This window comes from Desulfovibrio inopinatus DSM 10711, from assembly GCF_000429305.1.
In the GTDB taxonomy this organism is placed as follows: domain Bacteria; phylum Desulfobacterota; class Desulfovibrionia; order Desulfovibrionales; family Desulfovibrionaceae; genus Alteridesulfovibrio; species Alteridesulfovibrio inopinatus.
In genome coordinates this window covers 138,969-161,238 of the sequence record NZ_AUBP01000020.1, presented here as the reverse complement: position 1 = coordinate 161,238, position 22,270 = coordinate 138,969, and the positions used below count along the sequence as shown (strand labels likewise).

At 51.0% G+C, this 22,270-nt stretch carries 16 protein-coding genes; 5 read left to right on the top strand and 11 right to left on the bottom strand.

What is annotated here, in order from left to right:
- Position 1 precedes the first annotated feature (1 nt).
- Both G451_RS0113035 and G451_RS29310 read left to right on the top strand, forming a co-directional pair.
- The gene (locus tag G451_RS0113035; protein ID WP_027184604.1) at positions 2-1,702 is read left to right on the top strand and encodes a LytS/YhcK type 5TM receptor domain-containing protein; all 1,701 of its coding nucleotides are present in this window, start codon (positions 2-4) and stop codon (positions 1,700-1,702) included.
- 154 nt (positions 1,703-1,856) lie between these two features.
- Positions 1,857-3,296 (top strand): carbon starvation CstA family protein, encoded by a 1,440-nt coding sequence (locus tag G451_RS29310; RefSeq protein WP_051261471.1) that lies wholly within the window; start codon positions 1,857-1,859, stop codon positions 3,294-3,296.
- Positions 3,297-3,408: 112 nt separating this feature from the next.
- On the opposite strand, the gene G451_RS29305 is transcribed toward G451_RS29310, so the two are convergent.
- From G451_RS29305 to G451_RS0112985, 9 genes are all read right to left on the bottom strand, one after another.
- On the bottom strand, positions 3,409-6,477 hold the full coding sequence (locus tag G451_RS29305; protein WP_034642151.1) for an efflux RND transporter permease subunit: 3,069 nt from the start codon (positions 6,475-6,477) through the stop codon (positions 3,409-3,411).
- Positions 6,478-6,547: 70 nt separating this feature from the next.
- Complete coding sequence (locus G451_RS0113020; RefSeq protein WP_027184603.1) at positions 6,548-7,648, bottom strand: efflux RND transporter periplasmic adaptor subunit; 1,101 nt, start codon at positions 7,646-7,648, stop codon at positions 6,548-6,550.
- Complete coding sequence (locus tag G451_RS0113015) at positions 7,645-8,334, bottom strand: CerR family C-terminal domain-containing protein (RefSeq protein ID WP_027184602.1); 690 nt, start codon at positions 8,332-8,334, stop codon at positions 7,645-7,647. The genes G451_RS0113020 and G451_RS0113015 overlap by 4 nt, the downstream gene beginning before the upstream one ends.
- A gap of 308 nt (positions 8,335-8,642) precedes the next feature.
- The gene (locus G451_RS32795) at positions 8,643-10,100 is read right to left on the bottom strand and encodes a carbohydrate porin (RefSeq protein ID WP_051261470.1); all 1,458 of its coding nucleotides are present in this window, start codon (positions 10,098-10,100) and stop codon (positions 8,643-8,645) included.
- A complete protein-coding gene (locus G451_RS0113005; protein ID WP_027184601.1) occupies positions 10,097-10,447 on the bottom strand; it encodes a DUF4156 domain-containing protein in 351 nt (116 codons plus the stop codon). Before G451_RS0113005 ends, G451_RS32795 begins: the two co-directional genes overlap by 4 nt.
- Before the next feature lie 219 nt (positions 10,448-10,666).
- Entirely contained in the window at positions 10,667-11,329 is a 663-nt protein-coding gene (locus tag G451_RS0113000) for an energy-coupling factor ABC transporter ATP-binding protein (RefSeq protein ID WP_027184600.1), read from the bottom strand.
- On the bottom strand, positions 11,329-12,018 hold the full coding sequence (locus G451_RS0112995) for an ABC transporter permease (protein WP_027184599.1): 690 nt from the start codon (positions 12,016-12,018) through the stop codon (positions 11,329-11,331). Before G451_RS0112995 ends, G451_RS0113000 begins: the two co-directional genes overlap by 1 nt.
- A 158-nt stretch (positions 12,019-12,176) precedes the next feature.
- A complete protein-coding gene (locus G451_RS0112990; RefSeq protein WP_027184598.1) occupies positions 12,177-12,998 on the bottom strand; it encodes an ABC transporter substrate-binding protein in 822 nt (273 codons plus the stop codon).
- 99 nt (positions 12,999-13,097) lie between these two features.
- On the bottom strand, positions 13,098-13,598 hold the full coding sequence (locus G451_RS0112985; RefSeq protein WP_027184597.1) for a TlpA family protein disulfide reductase: 501 nt from the start codon (positions 13,596-13,598) through the stop codon (positions 13,098-13,100).
- Between the two features lie 219 nt (positions 13,599-13,817).
- Between G451_RS0112985 and ilvD the strand changes: the two genes are divergently transcribed.
- Both ilvD and G451_RS0112965 read left to right on the top strand, forming a co-directional pair.
- On the top strand, positions 13,818-15,494 hold the full coding sequence (gene ilvD, locus G451_RS0112980) for a dihydroxy-acid dehydratase (RefSeq protein ID WP_027184596.1): 1,677 nt from the start codon (positions 13,818-13,820) through the stop codon (positions 15,492-15,494).
- 737 nt (positions 15,495-16,231) lie between these two features.
- Positions 16,232-16,768, top strand: coding sequence for a ferritin-like domain-containing protein (locus tag G451_RS0112965; RefSeq protein WP_027184594.1), 537 nt, complete (start codon positions 16,232-16,234; stop codon positions 16,766-16,768).
- An 87-nt stretch (positions 16,769-16,855) separates the two neighbouring features.
- On the opposite strand, the gene G451_RS0112960 is transcribed toward G451_RS0112965, so the two are convergent.
- Positions 16,856-17,632 carry an alpha/beta hydrolase gene (locus tag G451_RS0112960; RefSeq protein ID WP_027184593.1) on the bottom strand — a complete coding sequence of 259 codons (777 nt, stop codon included), beginning with the start codon at positions 17,630-17,632 and terminating at the stop codon, positions 16,856-16,858.
- Positions 17,598-19,739, bottom strand: coding sequence for a SpoIIE family protein phosphatase (locus tag G451_RS0112955; RefSeq protein ID WP_027184592.1), 2,142 nt, complete (start codon positions 19,737-19,739; stop codon positions 17,598-17,600). The genes G451_RS0112960 and G451_RS0112955 overlap by 35 nt, the downstream gene beginning before the upstream one ends.
- A gap of 270 nt (positions 19,740-20,009) precedes the next feature.
- On the opposite strand from G451_RS0112955, the gene G451_RS0112950 reads away from it, so the two are divergent.
- The gene (locus G451_RS0112950) at positions 20,010-22,259 is read left to right on the top strand and encodes a glycoside hydrolase family protein (RefSeq protein WP_027184591.1); all 2,250 of its coding nucleotides are present in this window, start codon (positions 20,010-20,012) and stop codon (positions 22,257-22,259) included.
- Positions 22,260-22,270: the final 11 nt, after the last annotated feature.

Genomic DNA, 22,270 nt, shown 5'->3' with positions numbered 1-22,270 from the left:
TGTGGAAGCCTTAAATCTTATTCTTGTATTGGGTGAACGCTTCGGCTTGATGGTCGGAGTGGTTTTTCTCCTGCTTACCATCATGCCGGTCCAGCGGCTTCATCACATGCCCGATCAGTTTGACGGCCGTACCGCCTTGCTGACCTTGATATTCGGTTTGTTCGGTATTCTTGGAACGTATACGGGAAACTCGGTCTTTGGATCAGTCGCCAACCTGCGCGCTATGGTTGTTATTACAGCGGGATTATTCGGTGGACCGGTTGTCGGCATAGGGTCTGGACTCATTGCCGGAGCGCACCGCATTCTCACAGACATCAACGGGTTCAGTGCTTGGCCCTGCGGCATTGCCACGGCGATGGAAGGAATTATTGCCGGGATTTTCTGCTTGCGGTTGCGAGAACGGTCCATGGATTGGCGTATTGCTACGGGGATAGCCATCGTTGGTGAAAGCGTGCACATGCTGCTGATTTTGCTGTTGTCACGACCGTTCACTGAAGCCCTGACATTGGTCAAAATCATTGCCCCGCCCATGCTCCTGGTCAACACCATTGGCGCGGGACTCTTTGTGGAAGTCATCAACCTGTTCTCGCGTGATCGGGAACGGCGAGAGTCTCTTCACGCCCAACTTATTTTGGATATTGCCAATACTGCCGTCAGATATTTGCGTATGGGGCTCAGTCCTGAAACTGCGGAAGCCACCGCCAAGATCATCCATTTTCGTGTCGGCGTTGCCGCCGTCGCTATCACAGATACCTGCAATGTGCTTGCTCATGTCGGCAATGGTGCGGACCACCATCTCCCCGGTCACGAAATTCAAACCTACGCGACCAAACATGTGTTGGAAACCGGTGAACCGGTCAGCATCCATACGGCGGAAGAAATCGGCTGTACACATCCGAATTGCCCCATGACGTCGGCCATCATTGTCCCTCTGACCAAAAACGGTGTCATTATCGGGTCTCTCAAGCTCTATGGCAGTGCGAGAAATCCGCTCAATGCAACGCTTTTCGAAGTTGCCAAAGGGCTGGGTAATCTGTTCTCCACGCAACTCGAACTCAAAGATATCGAGATCAAAGAACAGATGTTGGCCCATGCTGAAATCCGTCGCCTCCAAGCCCAAATCAATCCACATTTTTTGTTCAATTCCCTCAATACCATTGCCTCGTTTGCTCGCACCAACGCAGAAAAAGCACGCGAATTACTCATTGACCTGTCGTTGTACATGCGGCGCAATCTCGACTTGAGTCGGGGATTCATCCCCCTGAGCGAAGAGTTGGAGCAAGTTCGTTCCTATCTTGCGATTGAAAAAGCACGCTTTGGCGAACGAATCGCTGTCGAGATGAATATTCCCGACGACGCGATGAATTGGCCGATCCCTCCGTTGATCATTCAGCCGCTTGTGGAAAATTCCATTCGACATGGTTTACTGCCCCGCAAAAAAGGAGGGGCCGTACGATTGAGTGCCGTTCGCAACAACGGGAATCTTGAAATCCTCGTGGCCGACGATGGCATGGGGATGGATGCCGCTACCCTGCAATGCCTTCTTGCCAAAGGCGGAATCGATTCCTGTCATGACGGTATCGGCATGCGAAACTGTTTAAGTCGCTTGGAACATATCTATGGACCGCAATACAGCCCCACTGTACACAGCACTCCGGGGAACGGAACCAGTATCCTCATGCGTATCCCCAAACAGCAGTGACGCAGCTGAAGCGTTTCATTCAATCATGTGATTTGCTCATTCAACCGACCAAATTGACGGTTCAATCAAATTCGGTAGAAATTGTTCATCCAGACCTCGTAAGGGAAGGGGCAGCCACTCTTGAAGCATGACATCTTTTCTGGAGGTAACTGCGATGCTGTATTTTTTCAGTTGTATAGCCCTGTTGATCCTGGGCTACTTTGTGTACGGAACATTGGTTGAAAAAATCTTCTCCCCCGATTCGACTCGCGTCACTCCCGCCATTGCCATGCATGACGGTGTCGACTACATGGCCATGCCGAAATGGAAATTGATTCTGATCCAGGTCCTCGACATTGCCGGTATCGGTCCTATTTTCGGTCCCATTCTCGGTGCGCTTTATGGTCCAGCCGCGCTTGTCTGGATTGTTGTCGGCTGTATCTTTGCCGGCGCCGTCCATGACTACTTCAGCGGAATGCTATCCATCCGCAATAACGGTGCTTCCATTCCCGAAATTGTTGGTGAATACATGGGCTTGTCTGCCCGTCAGGTGATGCGGGTATTTTCCTTTATTCTGCTCATGCTGGTTGGCGTCGTCTTTGTCCTCAGTCCAGCAAAATTGCTGACTGGCCTGACAGGTGTGCATACTGGCATCTTCGTTGCTTGTATTTTCGGCTACTACTTCCTGGCCACCATCCTTCCCATCGACAAAATTATTGGCCGTATCTATCCATTTCTCGGCGCACTACTGCTGTGTATGACGGTGGCACTCGCCATTGCCTTGCTGGGCAGCGGCCATGAAATTTTGCCGAACATGGACATCATGACCAACGTCAACCCCGGAGACAAACCGATCTGGCCGTTGTTGTTCATCACCCTGTCGTGTTCCGCTATCTCCGGCTTTCACTGCACGCAATCGCCGCTGATAGCTCGTTGCGTCACCGATGAACGCCAAGGTCGGTCCGTCTTCTACGGTTCCATGATCATTGAAGGTATCATCGGATTAATCTGGTGTACGTTGGGACTGTCGTTCTACAACTCTCCGGAAGCTCTGAACGCCGTGGTCGCCGCCGGAAGCCCGTCGGCCGTGGTCGCGGAAGTCTCGCATGGCCTGCTCGGCTCTTTTGGTGGCGCGCTGGCCATCGCCGCCGTCATCGTTCTGCCCATCACCAGTGGGGACACCGCCTTTCGCTCTACAAGGCTCATTGTGGCCGAAGCGTTCAAAGTGGAACAGGGGCAATCGAGCAAACGCTTGCTCATCGCCATTCCGCTGTTCATCATCGGATATCTCATTTCTACACAGAATTTCTCTACCATCTGGCGCTACTTTGGCTTTGCCAATCAGTCGCTGGCCTGCATGATGTTGTGGACCGCCGCGGTCTACCTTGCCCAACGCGCCAAACTGCATTGGATCGCCACGATTCCGGCGACGTTTATGACCACCGTCTGTGTGACCTTTATCTGCAATGCCAAAATCGGACTGAACCTGGATTATTCTCTGTCCGTCATCATCGGCCTTATCGCGGCTGTTACCGCCTTCGGTATCTTCATGACGAAATATGTCCTGGGTGGAGGTGGAACTGAACCAACTGAAATCGCCGATGAACTTAGCTGACAGACGTTCCTGAAGTGTTGACTACAAGATACATTTGCGTTCCCCAACGCAAAACCACACACCAAGACTCCCCCATTAAAAACGGCCGCCCGAATTCGGACGGCCGTTTTTTCTATTCCGCGTTCTGCACAGGGCGTGTGTCTCGCCCCATAAAAACCATATAAAGGACAGGACAGAGGAGTAGTGTCAGGACGGTGGCAAAGGACAACCCCGAAATGATGCAGTTCGCCATGGGGCGCCACATTTCCCCTCCTTGCAGCGACAACGGAAGCATCCCGATGACCGTGGTAATCGTCGTCATGAGAATAGGACGCACGCGTTGTTGCGCGGCAAGATAGACGGCATCAGCCACGGACATTCCTTGGCCACGCAGTATTTCGATACGATCAATGAGCATGATGGCATTGTTGACGATAATGCCGAGTAAACTGATCATGCCCAGCATAGCCATGAATCCGAACGGTGCATTGGTCAACAGCATGCCGGCAGTAATACCGCAGATCATGGGCGGCAATGTCAGGAGAATGATAATGGGTCGACGAAGCGAGTTAAATTGCGCGATAAGCGTCAAAACAAGTAAGCCCATGGCCAAAGGCATATTGGCATTGATACTCGCCTGCGATTCATCACTCTTCTCATGTTCCCCGCCATACTCCACAAAAAATCCGGTTGGCCAATCTGGCTGAGAGCGCATGGCATCGATTTGTGGTGCAACGTCGGCCAGCACTTGCGATGCAAAAGCGCCAGCAGCGACGTCGGCTTTAATAGTGATAGTACGCGTCTGGTCGCGACGGCGAATATTGGACGGTTGCCAGACCAGTTCTGGATCAGCGACCTGCAACAAGGGGACACTATGCCAAGCCCCAGCTCCAGCGTTTTGGGCATAGACGTTAAGCCCGACCAACCGATCAGGTTCATGACGCAAGGACTGTTCACTGCGCAGCAAAATGGGAATAATCGTATCGCCCTCGCGATAATCGGAAGCGTGCAATCCGGTTGTTTCCGTCATCATAGACAGGGCGATGTCTTCGCTCGACAGACCGGCTTTGCGCCCGCGTTCCTGGTCCACATTAAGGACAAGTTTTTTCGTCCATTCTCCCCAGTCGTCCCACACGCGGGTAATATCGGATCGCTCTTTCAACAAAGCGGCGATACGGTCTCGTATGCGGTACAATGAAGGAATATCCTCACCAGACAGCCGAATCTGCACGGCAGCGCCAACGGGTGGACCATTCATCAATTTTTTCAGACTATACGATGCATCGGGAAAGGTACGCTTCAAATGCTGATCAGCACGCTCAAGCAGGCCGTCCACTCCGTCGATAGTCTTCGTATTGACCACCATGGTAGCCAGACTTGTATTTTGCTCTTCAAGAAATAAGGTCAAATCCCAACGCGGGCCGCCAAATCCGACAAACGAACCCACGGATTTAGTCTCAGGATCCTGTAATAAAAACTCTTCCAACAATGCGGCACGACGTGATGTTTCCATGACATCGGTACCGTAGGGTTGCCAAAAATCAATCAAAAGTTGAGGTCGCTCATTGGGAGGAAAAAACATTTTAGGAACAAACTGGAACCCCCAAATAGCAACGGCGCAGGCCACACCGACAAAGAGCAGAAAAAGCGTTTTATTACGAAGTGCTAAGCCGAGTATCCAGCGATAGAATCGCATGAGCATGGAATCGGGATGCTCGGTTATCACTTTGGGCTTGAGGAAGCGGTAGCAGAGCATCGGCACCATGGTCAGCGAAAGCAACCAAGAAGCTCCAAGTGTCAGCGTCACCACGACAAAAATGGATGCGCAATACTCCCCGACTTCACTTTGCGCCAACGGAATGGGAAGAAATGCAAATATGGTGGTCAACGATGCTGCCATCAGCGGCATCCACAGTTCCTGAACCGCCTCCGTCACCGCCGCATACCGATCTTGTCCAGAAACAAGACGGACAAGAATATTCTCACTGACGACGACCCCGTTATCCACCAGAATCCCAAGAGAAATAATAAGCGATGCAATGGAAATACGCTGCAGACCGACATCGAACATCGGCATCAGCGCCAAACAGGCCAACATGGCCATCGGAACAAGCGAACCGGCGATCAGCCCGATACGCCACCCGGCAAAGATAAGCATGACAACGAAAACAAACCCGAACGACTCCAAGAGATTCATCATGAAGTCGGACACAGCTCGTTCAACGTGTTCAGGCTGGTACATAAAGACATTCAGGTCGATGCCGAGCGGTGTCTCGGATTCAACCGTTTGGAGCGCCGTGGTGACACGTTCTCCAAGCTCCATGATATTGCCGCCTTTCACCATGCTGATACCGAGCAGTATCGCGGGCTGACCATTGTAGCGAACCAGCGTATCGGGCGGGTCGACATACCCACGAGAGATGCTGGCGACATCAGATAGTGCTACGCCATAGTCTTTGCCAGGCAGGCGCAAGGACAGGTTTCGTAATTCATCGAGATTGGTGATGACCCCGGTCGGTTCGATACCGATGCGCTCCGGACCATCAATGACATCTCCGCCCGGCGTAATGGCGTTTTGCGTATCAATGGCCGCGGCAAGTTGATATGGAGTAAATCCGAATTCCGCCAATCTCGCGTTGGAAAATTCCACAAAAACGCGTTCATCGATGACACCAACACGTTCGACCTTGCCGACGCCTTTGACTTTTTTCAGAATATCACGCGCATTGTCCGCCACGTCCTTCAATTCTCGCATGGAATATTCCGAACCGGTCACGGCAATCAAAATGCCATAGACATCGCCGTACTCATCATTGACCTGAGGTCGACCCGCTTCAGGCGGGAGTAATGCGGCTGCATCATCGACTTTGTTCCGCATTTTTTGCCAAATCGGCCCCATGTCTTTGTATCGGTGCTGAAATTCCACACGCACGACCGAGACACCGGTCATGGATTGTGATTGGATATTCTTCACCTGCGGCATTTCACGGATCTTTTCTTCGATCTTGTCTGTGACAAGCTCTTCAACCCGTTTGGGCGCAGCACCGGGAAAAGGGGTCACAATAACCGCAACCCGAATGGTAAAATCCGGGTCTTCACTTCGCGATATACTGACAAACGACATCATCCCGGCAAGAAGAATAAGAGCAAATAACGCAAATGCCGTTCTATCGTTTTTAATGCACCAGGCAGCCAGATTCACACTCTACCTCACTTCAAAAAGAAGGTTGTGTCCGGAAAATGTTCTGGACGCAAAACTCTGGCCATTCCCGTTACGATGTCTCGGAGAGGATACGAACCTTCATGCCTTCCTCGACACTATGAACACCACGTATAACGAGTATTTCCCCTGGGATTAGCCCTGAATCGATCGTCAAACCGTGCTTTGTAATCGGTCCAAGCGTAACCATCTTTTTGTGAATGATGGCCGTTTCCGGATCAACGGTGAAAACGTGGGTCGTGGTGTCAGGATTGCCAACAACGGCTACCGCCGGCACAATGGGCTTGCCCTTTTTTTTACCGAGAACAAAGGTGACGCGTGCTGCCATACCGCTTCGCGCTCGGACCGGTCGCTCGGTGAGTGTAATCGTGACGGGATAGGTCGTACTACTGCCCGCATCGACGCCGACTTCCGTGACAATGCCTGACAATGATGCTCCGGGAAGCGCATCGAATGTGACAACAACCTGCTCACCACGATAAATATCGGCAATAAGAACATCAGGAATCCCGACCACGACTTCAAGCTGTTGATCGGCTTTCAATGAAACAATGGTCTGTCCCGCATTCACGACCTGATGAACCTCCAGCGGAGCATCGCTTACAATGCCGTCAAAGGGAGCGTGTAGGACCGTATAATTTAAATTTTGCTTTGCAATATCAAACCGTTGATTTGCCGCATCAAGCAATGCTCCAGTGGTTTTATAGACGGCTTCGGCAGCATCGAGTTCGCTTTTGCTCACCACGGCCTTCTCGTACAGCACCCGGATACGCGAAACATCAGCCTGAGCTTTGATGAATTCAGCTCGGGCTTGCTCCAGTTGCGCTTTGGCTTGTTTTTCCTGCAATTCAAAATCAACAGGATCAAGTCGTGCCAAAACTTCATCGACCGAGACTTGCTGCCCGACCTTGGCCTGCATGAAAATGATACGTCCACCAACCTGGAATGACAGATCCGAGTCCATCGCATCTTGAGATGTACCGGAAAATGTCCGTTCAAGCGCGCCGTCCCCTTGGGAGACCATCATCACTTTAACAGGTCGAACGATTTTCGGCTGTTCCACAACGACGTCGTGACATCCGCTGAGACCAGACAGAAGGCATGCTGCTATCACAACAATACAAAGGGATGTTGCTTTTTTCGATGACATCATTTGCTGTCTCCCGCATTTGTATATGGAGGTAGATCCAGAGCGCGCAGTATTTGTCCGGAAACAATCCGTCCAATGATTTCGACATGCTTTTCTTCGTAAGTTTGCCATCCAATGCGCGGCAAAAAATACGGATGACCTTCGACGAAATGCAGACACATTCCACAGATGGCGAATGCAGCAATGAAATTTTCATCACTTCCAACGGGATCGCCTGTGGCTGCAGCGACAATCGCTCCAAAGCAACGCATAACTGGATCGCCGATATTATCGAATAATTGGGCAAACTGCTCTGTAGGTTTATGCGTTTCATTGTGCATAATGAGCGCTACCCAAAGATTTTCTTCCTTCCCCATCAGTAAATTCATGAATTCTCTGACAAACCGATCAACAAATTGCGACATTTCTTCACGTGTCTCAATGCCATTCAGTGTCTCGAAAAACCGCTCATCAAATGCGGGGGGCCCGGTTTGCGCAGCGTGAATGCTCTTTTGGACAATGGCTTGGTAGAGCCCTGGCTTGCCCCCAAAATGGTACCCAACAGCGGCTAAATTGACGCCAGCCTCTTTGGCAAGCATGCGTACGGACACCCCATGGTAGCCGTGGGTACCAAACAAACGCGTTCCAACCTCAATGAGCCGTGCTCGCGTTGCTTCGCCTTTCTCAGAGTTTGTTTTGACTTCTTCCATGATTCACCTCTTGCGGGGTCGTACACGGAACAAACAATCGTGTCAAACGACCGTATGAAACATACATATGTTTTATAAAAACCCGTACGCAAAAATGCGCTCTTCTCAAAAGACCAAAATCCAACGGAAGGAAACGGTGAGAATGAATGGCGGGAAGATGGACAGCAGGCTGCGATCACGTTCAATGAAAGACCGAACGTACAATGCATGCATGCTTATGCTTCAAAAGCACGACAAGAAAAACGATAGACCGATGCACGGGGGAAGCGAAAGAGCTTCCCCCGTATATCTTCAGGAGGGGAGCAGGCCTACCACCAGGCTTCCATTTGCAGCCCAAAAGATGCGCCATCGAGACAATTGCGGAAGGCCGAGCCACCAACATGGCGTTTGAGTCCGTCAGTCCATCCGGCATACGTGGCAAAGGCACGAAGTACAGGACGGCCCATGATATCTTCGGATATAGTAAGCTCTGGGGCAAGGCTGATCTTGTAGAGAGTACCGTAAGCATTGTAGGGCTCGGAGGCGACCCAGTCGAGTCCGCCTTCGAGCGATACGGCAAAATGCTTGTTAAAATGCCAAATAGGGCGCAAACCTCCAGAAATCCACATGGTCTCTGATCGCCAGCTTGCGCCGTTATCGCGATGCTCAAAAATGAACACCGGCATAACGGCGAATTGTTCGGTAATCTGGGCAAGACCGGAGGCCGTGACCTGAAAATTCCAGGCGTCGGCAAGACCCTGCGTAGGATCTTGAACATTCGTTGTAAAATCCGCGCTCGTACCACGTCCATATTGGACGGAAATTTCTTGATACCCGTCCGTCAAACCCAAAAAGTCGTCACGAGAATGGGAGAACCCGGCACCGAAGCCATTCGCATCGGGATACCCGCGAGTGATGTCGTTCGAATCGGTATACGTCCCCCCCTTGACGAGTGAGCCGGAAAGCCAGAACATTCCTTTCCCGAGTGGCACATTGACATCGTACAAGCGGATGTCGATAGTATTCTTTGAGACATACCCAATGTTTTTAAATCGATAGCGGTCAGTAGAGCCACCAAGATAGGCAAGGGCAAGTTTCCCCAAACTCCAGACCGGAATGTCTTCGACGCCACCACCGAAGCCACTCATATCGAGCCAATAGTAGTCATTGATGTAGATATGTTTGCGCCGGTAGAACCGTTGCCCGACCCAGAATTTGACGCCCGGTGACCAATCGAAATTCCCCATTTCCGCGTAGGCTTCGCGAATAGCAAAAACATCGGCGGTGCCGTCGGTCTCGGAATTGTAATACGAATTCGAGAACGACATGCGTACCTGTGTCCGGAAAAACGGCCCGTCAAGATCGTCGAAATTGAGCCAATTCTTCGCCAGGACAAGTTCTCCGTAAACCTCGGCTTCGTTGCCTAAACGATACTTTGCCCCAGCGCCGGGAGCCTGGAAAGGTTCCATGACCCCTCCTTGGCTGTTGACGCCAAAACCGGAACGAAGATAGCCGCCGAACTCGAAACCACTGGCAAGCTTTTCGGTTTTGTCGACAACCTTTTTGACCGCATCAGTTTTCTCTTCGTTTCGTGTCGTTTTCTCTTCCAAAGCACTCAATCGCTCTTCCATCGTCTTCATGCTGGCAGCGTATTGGGCTTTGACCTCCTCAAGTTCCTGACGAAGACGCGTAATTTCAGCATCTTTATCCGTCTCAGCCAGAGCTGGAGTCAATGCAAGCAGACAAAAAATAATAACGCACGGCAAGCAAAGCGGTTTGATGGTCATGGCGTCCTCGAAACGTTATCCGACGAGGTTGAAGTGGATTTGCAGCGGTACGTGTCAGCCGAGATATACGGAGCGTACACATCAGGAATAGGACGCCACACAATGTGGTCGGCACCAAGCCGGGCGGCATCAATGCGAGCGGCATTTCTCGCCCGTTGCAGACCTTGGCCATGCGACAAATTGCCCATGTCCGAATACCCACGAACAATGCCGAGAGAAACGCAGCCCACAACACCGTCAGGTTCGGCGTCGGCAATGGATTGCGGTGAAACGGGTAATGGCGCACAACACGGGAGAAACAACAGGAAGGAAAGGAGAAGAACAACAGGGAAAGCGACTCGGGTCATGGCGCATCCTGCATGGGAAGATGGTTCGAGGAAGAACGGCATAAATGCATTCACATGCCGGCCCGTCAATATACGAACAGTAACGAATCAGGCACGATACATTCGGACTGCCATTTAGACAAGGCTTGAATGGATACCCCATGTGATATGAATGCACAGAAGCACAGGGTGAGAACACCACATGACATTGCGGACGCAATGCCTCTTCATGGAGGGAAGCTAGACAGTCGCACTTTCTACAGGGCAGCCTCGAGCGAGAACAAGTCGGTTATCGGTCATTGCATCAAGGTATTCCATATCATGACTGACAACAATGATCGTTGTCCCCCACTCGTCGCGGGCGGCAAGCGCCGCTTGGACGATGCGTTTGGTACTTTCCAGATCGAGGCTTGCTGTCGGTTCGTCAAGCAGCAGTACCTTTGGCCGTAGTACAAGTCGTGCAGCCAACGCAACACGCTGGGCTTCACCACCGGAAAGTTCACGCCATGATCGACTCAAAAATACGTCAGGACTCAGCCCAACCTTTTCCATGGCTTCGGCTGCTTTGTCCCGTATACCAGATATACCACGAACTTTCAGGCCATACGCAACATTGGCGAGGACAGAGCGTTTGAGCAAATATGGTTCTTGGGTGAGCAACGTGATATTAAGCCGAGCGGCCGAATCTTTAGGTGTGGTCACAGCGCCGTCAAAAATAATTCTGCCTTCATCGGGTGTTTCGAGCAATGCCAGCATACGCATAAGCGTACTTTTCCCGCTCCCGTTGTGACCGGCAACGCCAAGAATAGAACCACGGGCGATATCGAAATGCTCCAAATCGAGAGCACAACGCCCGCTATAATACCGTTTGAGATTTCGCAATTCGAAAATATTATCCATCATCAGGCAACTCGTCGCAGGCTGGCTCCAGCCAGGTTGACGATAAAGGCTATAATCATCAGCACCATGCCAAGGGCGATCCCCATGGCGAACTCACCTTTCCCCGTTTCCAGAGCAATAGCTGTTGTGATGGTTCGGGTATGCCATTTGATATTGCCCCCAATCATCATGGATATACCAATTTCCGAAACAATACGGCCATACGCCGAGGCGCCGGCCAGGAGCATGGAAAACCGTGCTTCCCATAATGTCGTGAGAAGAACCTGCCAGGGATTCGCTCCCAAAGTGAGTAACGTTTGATGGAGTCGGGTGTCCATACTTTCCACGGCAGTGGCCGTCATCGCCACAACAATAGGTAAGCCAAGCAATGTTTGGCCCAGGGCGATACCGGGAATGGAGAACAGGAGATTCAGCCCTCCAAGAGGGCCATGCCGTGTCAGGAATGCATACACGATAAGCCCGATAACAACTGTCGGCAATGAAAGCAGTGTGTCGACAACAAGTCGGACAGCTCGTTTTCCAGGAAATTCAAAATAACCCAGGACAAAACCGAGAGGAGAGCCAATGCAAAAACAGGCGATCATTGACATCGTGGAAACTGTCAACGTCGTTGTGATGGCCGAGACGGTTTGTGGATCAAGCCTCATAAGGAGGCCAATGGCGTGCCAAATACCCGAGGCAATATAATCCATACAAATTCTCCAACTATCATCCGCGTGGAGACTACTGACTATTGTTGCGGAGTGACGCTTGTTTCATGAAAGGAAGGACGTTGTCATGTAACAAACAAAAGAATTTCGCAACGAAAAAACGGCCCTGCGAAAGCAGGGCCGTCCAGTATAACAGACAATTATTTCGCGTTGGGCGTAAACAATGGTTTGCCCATAAGCTGGAAGTCAGCAATCATTTTTTGTGTCTTTTTGGAAGCCAACCAATCACTGAACTTCATAGCCAAATCGTTTTTGGCTTTGGCGCAATGCTTGGGATCAATGGGAATGACGCTGTATTGGTTGAACAGATTTTTGTCGCCTTCAACCAGAACGACCAGCGGCGGATTGCCTTTTTTGCTATCAGCGTACTTAATAAAGGTACCGCGGTCGGTCATGGTGTAGCCGTTCTTTTCGGCCGCAACATTGATGGTGGACAACATGCCCTGACCAGTCTGAACATACCAGGGAGCCTTGTCAGGCACGTTCATGCCAGAGGCTTTCCACAGCGAGATCTCTTTTTTGTTCGTACCGGAATTGTCGCCACGGCTGACGAAGGGAGCCTTTTTGGCTTCAATCGTCTTCAGCGCATCGGTGACGGACTTGCCTTTCACACCAGCCGGATCAGCGGCGGGCCCGATAATGACGAAGTCGTTATACATGATTTCGCGACGGTCTTTCCCAAAACCGGCATCCACAAATTTCTTTTCAGCGGCAGGGGCATGAACAAGCAGCACGTCCACGTCGCAATTCTCACCCATTTTCAGAGCTTTCCCTGTGCCAACGGCAGTCCACTTCAGTTCGATGCCCGTATCTTTCTGAAATTCAGGAGCCAGAACATCGAGAAGTCCCGTATTGTCCGTGCTGGTGGTGGTAGCCATCATCAACGTATCAGCGGCAAAAGCCGTCCCAACCAGAGCCAAAGAAAGCGCAAACGCGCAAAGCATCAATCGAGTAATTTTCATTGAACCCTCCGTTTTTGTTATCAAACAGCCTTGAATAATATAGATATGTATCATGTGACACAAAAGGAGGGGTAAGGCAAGTGGGGTAAATAAAAAGAGTCAGTTCGTCCGTGTTATCAACTCTTCAATAATGGGTCTCAACGTGTTTTCCGACTGTACTCCGATAAGACGTTCAGTAATCTCTCCCTGTTTGACCACAAGCGTCATGGGAATAGCGTAGAATCCGAATTCTTCAAGACCCTGTTCCCCCAACCATACAACGGGAAACGGCACATTCAATGCGTCAAGAATCGGAGCCATGGCATCTGCTCCCTGGTAGTCGAGACTTATACCGCGTATACATAGGCCTTTTGAGCTGAATTCATTATATAAAGCAACAAGAGTCGGCAATTCTTCCTTGCATGGAGCGCACCATGACGCCATGCCAACAACGAGACACGTCGTTGACGGATCAGAAAGAAACGATGCATATTCTTCCGATGATATCGGCTGGATATCCGCAGCAGAAACGAGTCGAGCCCCCCCTGTCCAAAATATCGCCATAAGAATCACACAGTGTACAACGCGCCATAAACCTCTGCTACAAACAAACGTATGCATTGTCGTATCCTTATTTCCTGTTAGGCAAAAAGTCAGAATCCGTTTACAATCTCTTCTTGAATCCGCTGTGTTGGGCTCACATGGCTTGCCCGGTGCGGTTCCCCATGCTACCACCCAAACACTGCAACGAACCATCAAATTTCCGTGCCCGACGCGGTCTGCGGCCAAAAATTTCGGCGACCGCTCCCAGCCGGGCTCACATACATCAAGGAGTCGTCCATGCGTAGCAAACTTATGACCGGGGGCATTGAAAAAGCCCCTCACCGGTCACTGCTTTACGCCCTGGGTTTGACCAGGGAAGAAATCGAACGCCCACTTATCGGCGTGGTCAACAGCGCCAATGAAGTTGTTCCCGGCCATATCCATCTTGACACGCTTGCCAAAGCAGTCAAGGACGGTGTGCGTTTGGCTGGCGGTACGCCGTTGGAATTCCCCGTTATCGGCGTGTGTGACGGCCTCGCCATGAACCATGCCGGCATGCGCTATTCGCTGCCTTCGCGTGAAAATATTGCCGATGCCATTGAAATCATGGCCACCGCTCACCCCTTCGATGGTCTGGTGCTGATCCCCAACTGTGACAAATCCGTCCCCGGCATGTTGATGGCCATGTTGCGTCTCAACATTCCGGCTGTGCTCGTCAGTGGTGGCCCCATGATGGCCGGTCCCACGTCCAAACCGGGCAGCAATGATGCCACGGACCTTATTACTGTGTTCGAAGCAGTCGGCCGCGTCAAGCGTGGTGACATGGATGAAGCAGCATTGGCCGATTTGGAAATGAAGGCATGTCCCGGATGCGGCTCGTGTTCCGGGATGTTTACCGCCAACTCCATGAACTGTTTGTCGGAAAGCATCGGTTTGGCCCTGCCCGGAAACGGTACGGCTCCTGCTGTGACGGCCCAACGCGTCCGGCTTGCCAAGACTGCCGGGATGAAAGTCATGGAACTCGTCGACAAAGATATCCGGCCTCGCGATATTGTCACCCCAAAAAGCGTGGCCAACGCCGTGGCCATGGATATGGCTTTGGGATGCTCGACGAACACCGTGCTGCACTTGCCCGCTGTTTTTTCTGAAGCCGGCCTGGACCTCACCCTGTCCATCTTCGACGAAGTCAGCCAAAAAACACCCAATTTGTGCAAACTGTCTCCGGCCGGGCACCATCACATTGAAGACCTGCACGCGGCTGGCGGCATTCCGGCTGTTATGAATGCCCTGGTGCAAAAGGGATTAATCGACACGACGGCATTGACCGTCACCGGCAAGACCGTTGGCGAAAACCTGGCCGACCTGAAGCCCGTTATCACGAATCCTGACGTCATCCGCGCGGATACACCTTACTCCGAACAGGGTGGTATCGCCATTTTGCGTGGCAACCTCGCCCCTGACGGCGCCGTGGTCAAGCAATCAGCCGTGGCTCCGGAAATGATGCAGCGCACAGCCCGCGCCCGCGTGTTTAATGCGGAAGAAGAAGCCGGAGAAGCGATTCTTGCCGGTAAGATCGAAAAAGGCGATGCCGTTGTGATTCGCTATGAAGGCCCCAAAGGCGGCCCAGGCATGCGCGAAATGTTGTCACCGACAGCCTTTATCATGGGTATGGGACTTGGTTCCGATGTCGCTTTGCTCACCGATGGACGCTTTTCCGGCGGTACTCGCGGTGCAGCTATTGGTCACATCAGCCCGGAAGCTGCCGACGGAGGCACGATTGCTTTGGTGGAAGAAGGCGATCTCATCGAAATCGATATCCCGAAACGCATCCTCAACCTCAAAGTTGATGAAGCCACCCTTGAGACACGCCGTCAAAACCTCACGCATCCGGAAAAGCCCGCACCAACCAACGTGCTTGCCCGTTATAGCCGGAGCGTTTCTTCCGCAGCCAGTGGAGCGGTTTTGGAAAAATAGAGGACTATTTTTCCGGTACTTTGCAAGAAATTGTTGCTATGACGCTTGTATGAACAGAATAGTTTGATCACATTTTCTCTTTTTGAGAGAAAAATGAGAGAGCCGCAATGATGTGTCGTTGCGGCTCTCTTTATTGAGTGAGAACTGAATTTTGCCTGTTCCCTTTTTCTCATTTCTTTTCTTCTGTCTTCCCGGCTTTCTCTCCGATGAAAAAGAAGCAAAAAAATGAACGCAAGATGATTGGTCAACTATTTGCCTACGCAATATCTACTCCCATAAGACACTGATAATGCTAAGCATATTGCTCACACTGCAAAAGGAGTCTTTTGACATGAAACATTGTTGCATCATTGTGCTTTTCTTTGCTTTTGCTTTGACTTTTATCGACATTCTCATGGCGAACAATATGAATTTCCAGAGAATGCAACACCAGTATTAATGTATCAAAAAGAAACGATAGACGGAACAATTGAAGCATGGGGAAAAATGTGGATTCAAGAGAATAAAGTATATGTATATATTATTCCGTGGTGCAAACCAGCGGAATCAACAAGCTGTATCGAAATACATCGCTGCTTTTTGAATGAAGAACGTGAAAACTTCTTTCGACACTCCTTCTAAAAAAACAGGGCAAGTACGGAAGTGAGGGTTTGACAATTTGTCGTGTTTTGTTGATAGGGAATATGAAAAAACATTTTTCCGTAACCATGCCTATTCACACCCCTAAGGAGTCTCATATGTCGCAGGATAAAGAACAACGCCGCAAAAACGTTCTGGAAGTTCTCAACAAAGCCCGATCCATGGAGCTTCAGGCTATTCACCAGTACATGAATCAGCACTATGGCCTGGATGACATGGATTTTGGCGAAATGGCCGCCAACATGAAACTTGTCGCTATCGACGAGATGCGTCACGCCGAGCAATTTGCCGAACGGATTAAGGAGCTTGGAGGGGAGCCGACCACGGAAAAAGAGGGGCCTGTCGAACGAAACCAGGAGGTCGGTGCCATCTTTGCGTTCGATGTCGGCCTTGAAGACGACACCGTCGACGCATACAACCAATTCGCCATTGTTGCTCGTGAAAATGGCGACAGTATCACCGTGAAACTCTTTGAAACGATTATCGAAGAGGAACAAGAGCACCTCAACTACTTCGACAATGTCAAAAAGCACATCGAAGCGTTGGGCGATGCGTACCTGTCCAAAGTGGCTGGAACACCGTCATCAACAGGCTTGGCTCCGCAAGGCTTTACCATTCGCAACCAAGGCGCATAGCGCCTTATCGTCTCACGACATAACTCCGGCCATGTCTGTTTTGGACATGGCCGGTTTGTTGTAACCGGCCGCCCAATCATCGTCATGCTATGACTGCATCATATCAATGATGGACGCTGCACAGAAGTCAAGAGCATGCGTGAAATCCTCAGGCCGTGAAAATCGATGGTCACCGCTATCAATTTCCAGAAACCGACACCGATCCCCCAAGAGCAACGCGAGCCGACGACTCTGTTCCACAGTGACAGCCTCATCGACCGTACCATGCACAATGGCGAAGGAACACGAGCAGGCCTGTGCAAGAGTATAGCTGTCATAGCCGAGGGAATCGGAAATGAAACGATAGGACAACGCAATATCGGGACCAAATTCAGGAAGGCTCAATACACCGTCTTCTTTCCACTGCTGCATGATGGCATCACCACGAATCTGACGCTGGAAACCGGCGATATCGAGCGCTGGAGATTTGAGAACAACACCACAAGGGCTCATATATGGCGCACTGGCCAATGCAACGGCACCACCAAAACTGGAGCCGAACACGACCAATGGAAACGAAGCCATATTCGGAAAATGTTCCCGTGTGGCTGTAAGCGTTGCACTCACGCCCTCGACTCCCGATGAAATACAAATATCCTTAAGCTCTCCATCACTATCACCATGCCCCATAAAATCGAAAGACAATGACGCAATGGACGCATCATTTAAAATAGGGATGAGTGTTGTATTCGTCGAACTCCGTTGCGAACTCAGCAAACCGTGCAGAAGAAGCGCCACGCCTCGTATATCGCGTTCTGGCAGATGAAGTTCAGCAGAAAGCCGACTTCCATCACGATGCTGCGGTGTGAGTGGGATGGTCTTCATCGAATTTCTCCTTTACCCGAACCACAATCATGGTCACATCGTCATCCGGTTTACTGTGGCCGCGATGTTGCTCAACAGCATGGAGAATGTCATCAATAATGGCAGCAGCCGTATTGTCTGCATTTTGACGAATAGCTTCATGCATGGGCTTTTTGCCCATAAGTTCGCCAGCCTCATTTTTGGCTTCCCAAATACCGTCCGTCCCGACGAGAAGAATGTGGTTGGGGCGCAAGCGGTGAGTTTCCTCGGTGTACACAACATCGGGTATGACCCCAACGGCGATGCCTTTGCCCATAAGCTCGTCCCAGGTCTCGGCCTTTCGATCATAGACCAAAGCCGGATCGTGTCCGGCTCGAACCGTGGTAATGGTCATACTCTTGGGATCGATTTCCGCATAGAATGCCGTCAAAAATCGTCCCGATCCCTGGGTAATATTTGCGATTTGCCTATTCACATCAGTGATGATGGCCGCAGGCTCGCCGGGCTGATCGGCACGTTGTCGCAGTGCCCCCTTCAACGTCGCCATAAGTAATGCCGCCGGGATGCCATGTCCACAGACATCGGCAACGATCAATGCGAGGTGACCATTCTCTCGAAAGAAATAATCGTAATAATCCCCACCAGTTTGATCACACGAAACCGAGATACCCGCAATATCGAACCCAGGCAGCGTCGGAGGACACGAGGGTAATAATTCCTGCTGCACTTCATGAGCTAGCGCCAGGGCTTTACTCATGGCCACATGTTCTTCCAATTTGGGGACCATCTCATTGAAGGCTTCAACCAGCCGATCACGTTCATCATTGGTCTTGAGCGTCAATCGAGTCGTGAAATCTCCCTGTCCAAGCCGATTCCAGGCGTCGATCATGGCCTGAAACTGATTACTCATACGTCGTGAAGAAAAGAATGCGGTAGCCGCTGCCGCCAACATTAAAATCGGTAATGCCGCACCAACCTTGTAGCGCTGGTCACGCATAATCGATGCCAAGATATCCATCGGCTGGTCGACGACTTTATTGACACTACTTGTGGGCAAAAGCAGCAGAAAATAGGAATGTGAAAAAAGTTTGGAAAAAGCCCAAATGGTCTCTTCCCCTTCAAACGGCAGCGTTATTCTCCCGGCATGCTCGACTTCGATTGCCCGCATGAACAACGCTTTGGATTCCTCATCGGAAAATTCAAGTGGCTTGATCTGAACCGATTCATTCCACGACGTTTTTTCGTCTTCGTATTGCCGCGTGGCAAGAATATTGAATTGCACTGCACCCGACGTTTCGTCACGGCTTACGATATAGGTCTCAAGTTCTTTGGAAAGAGCACTGCTCGCAACGTTGTCAGACAAAACGGCTTTAAGCAACACATCCATCGCGGCCACACCAAGAACATGTCCCGCATTGTCCAGGACTGCCTGCGAACATGTAAACACAATACGCTGAGACGAGGCATCAGGCATGGGGCCGCTCCACACAACGTCTCCTGGGTTTTGCAACGCTTTCACGTACCAAGGGCGAGATTTGGGATCGTAGCCTTTGGGAAGTATGCCTTGCACCGGGTAGGCAGCGTGAATGCCGTCATCAAGGCAAACATATATACGCCATGCGATATTGTCTGGATTAAGTATCACGGACTGAAAATAGGGAAGCAGGCTATTCAATGACGCCGCCGCACCCCGTGCAGCTTTGCCAGCTTTCCCTTTGTACAGATAATACACGATGCGTTCATATCCCGGCGTTGTCGGAGTCGCGCCGTCATGCGTTGCATCATTGGCTGCCGGATGAAAGTGTTTGGGAAGTTCTGCACGTTCAACAAAAAATAACGATTGTCCTGAATCATCTTCCAACCGATTCGACAGCACTTGCTTGCTCTCCAGCGAGAGCGAACGAACTGCCATCTCCACATAGGAAAAATCTTTACGTAAAATGATAGAGGAATCACGGGCGCTGTTGACCAACTCATGCTCATACACACGACGTAAAATACCTTTCACGCCAGTAGAAAAATGTGCAGAGCGCTCTTTAGCGTAAAAATGCACAAACGTTATGGAAAGAATCAGAGGTACCAGGCTGAAGAACAGCAAAAGGCAAAAAATTTTGATACGCATTCGCATGGCGTTATTTTCTCATCGTTCTCGATTAACGCGTCAGCTCTGCAATATTGTACGCCGCGACCAAAAGAAGAAAAAAAGGCAGAGACATACAAGAATACGAGGTGAAGCGTATACTCATGGTTCGCTCATGTGCTACCAGGGAACAATAAACTTGACCAGCGCCACGTCCATGCTCATCTCCAGGGAAAGGCTTTGCTAATCGAGTGTGCCTGGGGTAGAATTCTGACGTAATAAATACATTTCATTTTCCCAGTTTTCATGGGGGGTCTTATGGAAGGCAAACGAAAAACCGTTGGCCTGATGATGGTACTTGTATTGACCGTACTGGCCGGCAGCGCCGGGTGCAGTTTATTCGAGAGCGATCATAAAAACGAATCAAAGCGTCAGTCCGATGTTGCAACGTATGAGCAGCTTTTCAAGGCCAAGGTTGCACAGGGACATGATGTTTCCGAGCCGGCCCGACTCAACCGCCAGGCCATGCAGGCAGCGGCAAACGGGGATTATGACCAGGCCAAACAATATTTGACACAGGCGATTAATGCACTGAATTCCTTGCCGAGTTCCGAACATCGACCGGCTGAAGGACGCCCGGCCATTGCGTCACTGACTCCGGATCGATTGGCATTCGGCAATACACCACAAGAAAAAATTCGCCGTTTCCGTCAACTGTTGGAAGAAAAACGTCGCCTCGGTGTCGATGTCTCCAGGGCAGAAGCTTACAATGACCAAGCCAAACGAGCAGCAAAAGAAGGCAACTTCGAACACGCCGACCGCTATTTAACGCTGGCAATGACAAGCCTTGATCCACAAGCCGGTGGCGTCATGTATGCGGCCGACTCAAATTATTTCCTCATTTCCCCCCCGCCCCGCTCGAAAGAGACACCGGACAGCACCGCCACGGGTACCGATGATCCGACAACACTCCCCAAACCGTCCATGACATTTACGCCTCCAGCGCAAAGCGGAGGCAGTGCGGTGTTTGAAAACCAAAACAACGGGAGGCCCGCGGGGACAACCGCCTTCCGGCCGGCACAAAATTCGACCATACCGATCGGGACAAACACCATTCCTCGCGCCGCTGCCAAAGACATGGTGCCACAAGCTGCCCCGCAACAAGGGATGACGAAGAGCCCTCTCTCCAATGTCACTGTAAACGACAATGCCGCAAGCATGGTGAAACTGCCGGTCAAAGCTCCCGAAGTCACCGTGATATCAGCGGTTCCCGAAGCTGATGCCGGGAAAGATGTGACACAATTCGGTTCTGCATTTGCCGTCAAGTCGCTGTCTGCGGCTGACGGATTCGTTGAGCTCAAAGCCACGACCAACCCGGTGTACATAGTGGCCATCGGGGATAACCCCGGTGCAGTGTCCTCTACGGAATCACCGTTCGGCATGCATCCGGCCAACACCACAAAAATTCTGCCTTCCAAAGGACAGCGCGTTCCCCCCTCACGAGAAGGACATAAGTACGAAGAAGCCCTTGATTTAGGCGTCGGCTGGGACCGACCAGCGTTCTATGTTTTGTGGGGCAAGGTGCAAAACCAGGGCATGCTCAGCAAGGGAACTTTCGACTTCAAAGAAAACGATTATGTCTATCAAAGTGTTCCTCAAGAGCTCAACATCTTTGCCAACATTGGCGGATTGCGCGGACGAACCACGGGGAGCATGGGAAATATCCAGGGATTTCGACTTGCCGACGCCGGACTGGAAAGTAAATTTGCTGATTTTGTCCAAGAGTCAGTCAAGCGATACGATGGGTCCAATGCACAAGTCCGACTGAATAACCCCATACGCCATTGGCAGGTTCTCAACGAACCCGATTTCCGATCGAATGATTGGCAAGGGTATACTCGACTCTATGATATTGCCTCCAAAGCGGTCAAAGACGCCTGTCCATCGTGCAAAGTGGCTCCAGGTGGTCTGTCACGCTTTCAACAACCGGAAGTTTTCGATAATTTTTACAAACCCATGCTCGAACAATTGCGAGGGAGGAACGTCGATATTTTCGATATCCACGTGCTCTCCAAGGCATCTATCTGGCAGGATGCCGCCCGAGACTGCTTTGCCCGGGTCAAACGCACCCTGCAAAGTGCCGGGTATTCCAATACCGAGATATGGGTGACGGAAACCGGTACATACTCCGGATCGCCCAAACAGTTCAAAGGCAATGGAACCTGGCCGTTCCAGAGTGAGAAACTCCAAGCCTCCGACCTCGTCAAACGGTTCAGCCTGCTGCTCGGCCTTGGCGCAAAAAAAGTCTTTTGGGCATTTGGCATGCTTGAAGGGTTTGAACACGACGGAACATGGTTCGATAATTTTGGCCTCATTTATGACGGCCGTTTCGACAATGATTTAGGTCGAGACGTGAAAAAACTCAGTTTTTATTCCTACAAAAAACTCATAGACCTTCTTGAAGGCTGCGACTTCTCCAAAACCACCGAACGGAAAGACGCCTCGGGGGCAACCGTGATCACATTCGTACATCCGGAAAAGACCATATACGTCGTATGGGCACAGTAGTAGATTACGGT

What these genes read in the sequence shown, in the direction of transcription:
- G451_RS29310 (WP_051261471.1), top strand. Translation starts at nt 1,857, where the DNA reads ATGCTGTATTTTTTCAGTTGTATAGCCCTGTTGATCCTGGGCTACTTT.
- G451_RS0112965 (WP_027184594.1), top strand. Translation starts at nt 16,232, where the DNA reads ATGTCGCAGGATAAAGAACAACGCCGCAAAAACGTTCTGGAAGTTCTC.
- G451_RS0112960 (WP_027184593.1), bottom strand. Translation starts at nt 17,632, where the DNA reads ATGAAGACCATCCCACTCACACCGCAGCATCGTGATGGAAGTCGGCTT.
- G451_RS0113015 (WP_027184602.1), bottom strand. Translation starts at nt 8,334, where the DNA reads ATGGAAGAAGTCAAAACAAACTCTGAGAAAGGCGAAGCAACGCGAGCA.
- G451_RS0113005 (WP_027184601.1), bottom strand. Translation starts at nt 10,447, where the DNA reads ATGACCCGAGTCGCTTTCCCTGTTGTTCTTCTCCTTTCCTTCCTGTTG.
- G451_RS0112950 (WP_027184591.1), top strand. Translation starts at nt 20,010, where the DNA reads ATGGAAGGCAAACGAAAAACCGTTGGCCTGATGATGGTACTTGTATTG.
- G451_RS0112955 (WP_027184592.1), bottom strand. Translation starts at nt 19,739, where the DNA reads ATGCGAATGCGTATCAAAATTTTTTGCCTTTTGCTGTTCTTCAGCCTG.
- G451_RS0112990 (WP_027184598.1), bottom strand. Translation starts at nt 12,998, where the DNA reads ATGAAAATTACTCGATTGATGCTTTGCGCGTTTGCGCTTTCTTTGGCT.
- ilvD (WP_027184596.1), top strand. Translation starts at nt 13,818, where the DNA reads ATGCGTAGCAAACTTATGACCGGGGGCATTGAAAAAGCCCCTCACCGG.
- G451_RS0112995 (WP_027184599.1), bottom strand. Translation starts at nt 12,018, where the DNA reads ATGGATTATATTGCCTCGGGTATTTGGCACGCCATTGGCCTCCTTATG.
- G451_RS0113000 (WP_027184600.1), bottom strand. Translation starts at nt 11,329, where the DNA reads ATGATGGATAATATTTTCGAATTGCGAAATCTCAAACGGTATTATAGC.
- G451_RS0113020 (WP_027184603.1), bottom strand. Translation starts at nt 7,648, where the DNA reads ATGATGTCATCGAAAAAAGCAACATCCCTTTGTATTGTTGTGATAGCA.
- G451_RS32795 (WP_051261470.1), bottom strand. Translation starts at nt 10,100, where the DNA reads ATGACCATCAAACCGCTTTGCTTGCCGTGCGTTATTATTTTTTGTCTG.
- G451_RS0112985 (WP_027184597.1), bottom strand. Translation starts at nt 13,598, where the DNA reads ATGCATACGTTTGTTTGTAGCAGAGGTTTATGGCGCGTTGTACACTGT.